We start from the raw sequence: 6,248 nt of genomic DNA on the forward strand, positions 1-6,248 counted from the left end.
CGATGGCGTCTGCGACTCGGACAGTGCCACCAGCCAGCGCCGGACAACCTGCTCGGGCTAATTGCAGACGTCATCTTGTTTGGACGATCGAAGTTAAGCCGGACCGCCGCTATACGTACCTATATTTACGAGCCTCTGAAGCATGTCGATGTCGTCGGCGGCATGCGCATCGGTATTCCATTCAAACAATGGACTTCCGGGGCCGTCGGATACTGGATATCCGCACGCGGTGCGCAACTCGCGATAGCCCATACGGATGGCAAAGTACATGCGTTGCTCGACGACTGGCCATGGCACCGTGACCACGGAGGTATGCGTGTCAAGGAGCTCCGTCCATATGCAGTGTGGGAAGCTTTTGAGACGATGGAAAGCAGCATCGAGGCTGACAGAAGAGCGCTCACGACCTCGACTCGGACTAGCTGGCACAAGGTGCTGCTGACGCCACTACGTTTAGTTCGTACGTGCTTTCGATGGACGGTCATTTTCTTGCTTACCGTCATGTCGCGCCGTCGTACATCGCAGATGCACAGGACGGAATATGAGTAGTATCGAAACGCCCAATCGGTGGGCCGGCAGACCTGGCAGTGGCGGTGAAATAGCTTATCTCACCAAGCCTCTGACCTGGATTTTTCTGGTGACGGGATTCGCGCTGTCTCCCCTTGGTGACTTTCTCTCGGTGTACGCGCTGAAGGGCAGCGTCGGTGGCGATTTTGGCGCGCGTTACTCTCTGTTCATTCGCGGAATTGTTATCGTTGGCTTGCTAGTCGCGATGACATTTCGAGGAAAGGTGCACTCGTCGAACCTGCGTATCGCATTCCTCGTGGCTCTAGCCATTGCAGCGTCGACTTGCTCATACACGTTAGGGGGAATGACTCGCGATGAATTCGTTGAAGAAATCATCGTCATTCTGAAAGTGTTTTCTTTCTTCGTGTACGTTGCAGCGTTATGCGGATTGAGCGATCGGCAATTGTCCAAGCTTGAGCCTTTGATTCGCGCGGTTCTCATCATTTACGCCTTATCCATTGTCGCGGGAGCGATATTTTCGATAGAGATGTTCCGGAGTTATCGCGGTGAAACTCACATTCGCGCGGGTTACAAAGGAATTGTCTACGCGCAGAATGAAACGTCTGCTCTCATGATGGCGGGACTTGCGTATGGATGTCTAAGGGTCTTAAGAAACGGATGGAACACTGCCGACGGGTTGTTTGTAGGAATACTGCTTACCGCATCGTTTCTAGTAGGTACAAAGGGAGCAATGGTAGGTGCGTTGGGCGTAATATTCGCCTACTCGTATGCTCGATACGGAGTTCTTAAGGCAACGCTTCGGGCCGCGACGCTGGTCATGCTGCTCATAGGCGTTGCGTTCGCGGTCTATCTATCGGTTCCATCGGTCCAGCAGGCGGCGGACCTTTCGATAAATTATTTTGCATATCACCACGACCGAGCGAATGAAGACCAGCTTCTGACAATCTTGATGTCCGGTCGGAACTTAAAATTCGCGAATGTGTGGAACGATCTTGCGCAGCAAAATTTTGTCGCGCTACTGACGGGTGGCTATCCGACCGTACGCTATCCAATCGAAATTGATGGTCCTGACTTGATGCTGGCACTCGGCTTCCCGGTATTTTGTTTATACCTATACGACCTTGGCAGACAGTTTATTCATCGTTCAAGCTCGCCAGTCGTCCGATTTGGCAAGTTATTTTTCTTTGTCTTGATCATTATCGCTTTCACGGCCGGGCATGTGCTCACCTCAGCAATTGTCGCTCCATTTCTCGCGGTCATTGCTGTGGTTGTGAAGCGCAGTGCTCTATCGAACAACTCAGCTTTACTTATGCTCGGACAGAACGATGGCGCAAATTGACGTTAAGCCCATGGTCCACACGGCGCCGACTACGCGCTTGAACATACTTCATGTTGGGCCCGGCTTCGGACAACGCGGCGGAGTTGCGTCTGTGTTGAGCGAGTTGGCTGCACGCAAGATGCTTTTTGAAAACGAGGGCATTTCGCTCCGGTTTTTCGAAACGCGCGGGTTTAAAAGACCTTTGGATTGCGCGTTCTTCGGGTTGGTTGACATTCCGCGGTTTGTGTTCGCCTTAAGCAAGAAAGTGGATATCGTGCACTTCCACGTTTCAGCGAAAGGATCGTTTTACCGAAAGTTTGTCCTATATTCGCTTGCGCGATTGATGGGAAAAAAAAGTTATTTCACTGGCATGCGAGTGATTTGGACGGATTTCGCGCGAGCGCCGGCCCGGTAGTTGCCTCGGCGGTGACCAAGTTCATTCGAGGCGCTGATGCTGCTATTGGTGTATCCCGAGAAATGAGCAAAGACTTGGCGAGACAAAGAGGCGGTAACCGCGGAATTTATACCATCGGTAACAGTGCGCACGAAGCCGAAACCGCAGCGGATCGGGTCAACAAGACCTCACGGCGCGAGTCAAACGCTCCCCCTTATATCGCGTTCGCAGCTCGTTTTGTTCCGGAGAAGGGGATTGCGGATTTGTTCAACGCGATGGCATTGCTCAAAGATGAGGGTTGTCTAGTCCATCTCAGGCTTGCTGGGACTGGCGATAGTCGTGCCTGGACGAAGATGATCGAGGACCTCGGGATTGGGGACCGCGTTACTTTCGTGGGATGGCTCAGCGGAGCCGAAAAGTTAGAGTTCTATCGTGATGCCCTAGTCTTCTGCCTTCCAAGTCATCGTGAGTCATTTGGCATCGTGACGCTTGAGGCCATGTTTTCGGGCGTCGCGGTTATCGGCATTAGAACGGGAGGCTTCTTTGATCTCGTCGAAGAGGGCGTCACTGGATATTTGGTCGAGTCACGGGCGCCCGAGGCGCTCGCCAGTTCTATTAAAACATTGGTTGAGAACCCGGATCGTGCTCGAAAAATGGGCTTGGCTGGTCTGGAGCGGGCTCGCCGACTCTATTCGACCGGAACCATCGTCAGTCAGTACATTCAGTGCTACCGGGACGTCGCAGTAAAAAAGAGAGGACAACAATGCGCATGAGATGGAAAGAGCTGCTTGCTACGCCGTTTCAATCGATCGCTGGAAGGGAGGGAATGCCAAACACTCTTAAAGTGGATGTCGATGCGAGTCGGCCCCAGGCTCGCCGGGTGAAGGCCGCACCGCAATCGAGAACTCTCTCCGCTATTGTTCGGGCGGCTATTCAGACCAATAAAGCGATACGAGAGTTTGTAGATGCGGCGGAATTGAGCGCAACGAATGCCTCCGGTGAATCCTGTTTCAATGCTGATCCAGAAAACAGAGAAGCAAGGCACACGCAAAAAATAAAGAGCTTTGCATGTACCTTTGCCGCAGCCGGTCTGCTCTTCTGCGGCGTCGCCGAAGCGCAGAGTCCGAGCGTAGATTGGAGTGATCCGACCACCCAGATCCTGGCTAGTACTTATCAACCAATTTATGTCGCTAATTGGCAAAACGGCATAGACAAGGCAATCGGGGTTCAAGCCAATCCCTTGGATGTAAGTGTGGTAGCGGATCCGGTCGTATCAGGGCGCAACGCCCTCCGGGTAAGCATTAGCCGCGACGAAAGCTTTGCGAATGTCGCAAATGGTACGCCACGCGCTGAATTGTTATTGCCGGCACCCGTCAAGTTCGCGCAGGGCCGGGACTATTTGGTTCGGTGGAGTACGTTCCTCCCCTTGGACTTCGAGTTTGACTCGAAACAGCTCGCTATCATCACCCAAATTCACCAATCCTCAACTGCGGGCTCGCCGACTATCGCACTCACCATACTCGGAACACAGTATGTAGTTTCTCAACGAGGAGGACTCAATCCTTCAGCAGTCTCTGGTGCGATCTCGATTTGTTGCGCTGACGTCGATAAGGGGAAATGGGTTAACTGGGCGCTGCGGTACGTGCCGGACGAGACCGGTACGCACTCCTCACTCGAGCTATATAAAGACGGACGCTCGGTGTACGCCATGCAAGGCGTACCGAACGCCTACCTGAACGATCAAAGCGCATATCTCAAGATCGGGCTATATAAATCAGCCTGGTTGACGCAGCCCTCAGATGTTAATCAAATAACAATGTTTTTTGGGCCAGTGTACGTTTCGCAGCGTTAAGCGCTTCCTGCAGTTGTTAGAGCAATCAAGTATCGCCTCCAGCGACACCGACCAATTACACCTTAGCGACGTCGACGCGATGAACCCTTCGGTTTATCGGACCGCCAATATCACGAAAACACACGATGAACCGTATTGATTTATTTTCCTGCCCGGTCGACGTTGCGACGATGAGCGAGACCGTGGAATGGATTAGCTCGAGAGTCGAGAAAAAACAGTTTACGCAACATGTCGTTGTCAACGTTGCGAAGCTTGTCCATTTGCAAACCGACGCGGAACTGGCCGAGTCGGTCCGAGCTTGCGACATTATCAACATTGACGGAATGGGTGTCGTGTGGGGCGCAAGAATGCTGGGCTTTGATGTTCCCGAGCGAGTGGCGGGTGTGGACTTGTTTGAGCGGCTTTTGCAAATGGCAGCGCAACGAGCGCTTCCTGTATTTTTGCTTGGCGCAACTGACGCAGTAGTCACGCGAGCGGCCGAGGTCGTGTCCAAGCGATATCCAGCGTTGCAGATCGCCGGTTATCACCACGGCTACTTTTGGGACGATGAGGAGCGAGTCGTAGAAATGATCCGTGACTCCGGCGCGCGATTGCTTTTCGTAGCGATCACGTCTCCGAAGAAGGAGAACTTCATTAACCGATGGAAGGACCGCCTCGGAGTCGACTTTGTAATGGGTGTGGGCGGTACGTTCGACGTGGTTGCTGGCAAGGTTAGTCGCGCGCCCGAATGGATGCAGCATAGTGGACTGGAATGGGCTTATCGTGTGGGACAAGAGCCAAGGCGCATGTGGAAGCGCTACTTCACGACCAACAGCAAGTTTGCTTTAATGCTACTCAAGGCACGCCTCGGTGCGATTCTTCAATCCGGCAGAGCGAGCAAGTAACACGGAGACCGCCGTAGCGGCAGTGTAAGCGTAGGGTTTACCCCCAATCCCACAATAATCTCTTGCGCACTCAGCGCTTAATTTTCAGACCCCGCCTACCTACACTTCTAAATATAGAACGCGAGCAGGGTCGCTCGCGGCAAAACAAAAGTCGGAGGTAAGCATCATGAAATCGCTCATTCAAGCCGTTGTTGTAGCCGCAGTCCTCGCTGTCCCGGCAGTATCGTTTGCTCAGTCGAACCAGCCGCTCACACGCGCTCAAGTGAAGGCCGAGTTGGTCCAGATCGAAGCCGCTGGTTATAACCCCGCGACGGCGAACGACTACGATTACCCCGCGAACATCCAGGCCGCAGAAGCACGTGTGGCCGCGCAAAACGCTGCAAAGACGGGCTACGGCGGCGTGTCGAGTGGCGCGTCCGCTTCCGGTTCGAATGTTCATACGGCAACCGGCGACAGCGTCCGCTCGGTCTACATGGGCCAGTAATTCGGTCACGGATCGCTGCGAAGCGCTCGACAGGATTTCCCGCGTTGAAGTCCTACAAATCAGGTCCTGACACAGAACCTCCTCCAACGGGTTATCCCGGTGGATTTGCCCAGCTTCACTGTCTGGGCTTTTTTACGTCGGTCTCGCATTTCAAATCGCGTGACCTAAACTGTATTGACGGCGTGAAACACAAGGAGGCGGCCATGACGCAATCGATGATTGGCTTCGTTATCGGACTGGCTGTCATGATCGGTGCAGCGGGCATGCTTGGGCGGCGTTACAGGCGGGATCATCCGGAGAATCCGGACGGCGCCGTGCGCATGCGCGAGTGGCTCGACACACATCATATGAGCTGGCTGCACCAAAAGCACTGAAGCGTCTTCCAAGATAAAAAGCCCGCACATCGCGGGCTTTTTGGTTGCTCTCCGTACTTAATGATTACGAGCGGCTGAGCGGTTTCGGATTGCGCGGCGGCTTTCGTCCGTCCGCCTCGGCCTTCCCGCATTCAATAGCGAAGCGGCACGCATCATCCGGTTCGTTGAAGTAGCCAAGCACGCCGGACGCCCAGCGCGCGCCGTCGGGCTTGGTCACGATGATCATCGATGCAAAGCTCCCGCGCTCGCCCGCAGCAAGCGGCATCAGGATGTGGTCGTTGTAACTTATTGGAATGGCATGCATTCGGCCTCCCGCTGAACTAAACCATGAATTGCAAGCGTGTAATTCTGGGGTGCGTGGCGGGCCGCCATTGTGAGAAATTGCAAAAAAGAGAAACAGGGCGTGCGCGCCGATTA

Annotated in this window: 7 protein-coding genes and 1 pseudogene; 7 read left to right on the forward strand and 1 reads right to left on the reverse strand. The window is 54.0% G+C overall.

All coding sequences use genetic code 11. The features are described from left to right. From ACFFAR_RS17005 to ACFFAR_RS17035, 7 genes and pseudogenes are all read left to right on the forward strand, one after another. Positions 1 to 546, forward strand: a pseudogene (locus tag ACFFAR_RS17005) (glycosyltransferase); the annotation flags it as partial. Next, a complete protein-coding gene (locus ACFFAR_RS17010) occupies positions 539 to 1,864 on the forward strand; it encodes a hypothetical protein (protein ID WP_375508168.1) in 1,326 nt (441 codons plus the stop codon). The pseudogene ACFFAR_RS17005 and the gene ACFFAR_RS17010, both read left to right, overlap by 8 nt. Before the next feature lie 456 nt (positions 1,865 to 2,320). After that, the gene (locus ACFFAR_RS17015; protein ID WP_375508169.1) at positions 2,321 to 3,010 is read left to right on the forward strand and encodes a glycosyltransferase family 4 protein; all 690 of its coding nucleotides are present in this window, start codon (positions 2,321 to 2,323) and stop codon (positions 3,008 to 3,010) included. After that, complete coding sequence (locus ACFFAR_RS17020; protein ID WP_375508170.1) at positions 3,007 to 4,089, forward strand: polysaccharide lyase; 1,083 nt, start codon at positions 3,007 to 3,009, stop codon at positions 4,087 to 4,089. Before ACFFAR_RS17015 ends, ACFFAR_RS17020 begins: the two co-directional genes overlap by 4 nt. 125 nt (positions 4,090 to 4,214) lie before the next feature. Beyond that, the gene (locus ACFFAR_RS17025; protein ID WP_174364601.1) at positions 4,215 to 4,973 is read left to right on the forward strand and encodes a WecB/TagA/CpsF family glycosyltransferase; all 759 of its coding nucleotides are present in this window, start codon (positions 4,215 to 4,217) and stop codon (positions 4,971 to 4,973) included. A gap of 166 nt (positions 4,974 to 5,139) precedes the next feature. Continuing rightward, positions 5,140 to 5,457 carry a DUF4148 domain-containing protein gene (locus ACFFAR_RS17030; protein WP_174364600.1) on the forward strand — a complete coding sequence of 106 codons (318 nt, stop codon included), beginning with the start codon at positions 5,140 to 5,142 and terminating at the stop codon, positions 5,455 to 5,457. 203 nt (positions 5,458 to 5,660) lie between these two features. After that, positions 5,661 to 5,831, forward strand: coding sequence for an LPXTG cell wall anchor domain-containing protein (locus tag ACFFAR_RS17035; protein ID WP_174364599.1), 171 nt, complete (start codon positions 5,661 to 5,663; stop codon positions 5,829 to 5,831). A gap of 64 nt (positions 5,832 to 5,895) precedes the next feature. On the opposite strand, the gene ACFFAR_RS17040 is transcribed toward ACFFAR_RS17035, so the two are convergent. Next, entirely contained in the window at positions 5,896 to 6,135 is a 240-nt protein-coding gene (locus tag ACFFAR_RS17040) for a hypothetical protein (RefSeq protein ID WP_174364598.1), read from the reverse strand. Between the last annotated feature and the right edge of the window lie 113 nt (positions 6,136 to 6,248).

This window comes from uncultured Caballeronia sp. (assembly GCF_964243625.1).
Classification (GTDB): Bacteria; Pseudomonadota; Gammaproteobacteria; order Burkholderiales; family Burkholderiaceae; genus Caballeronia.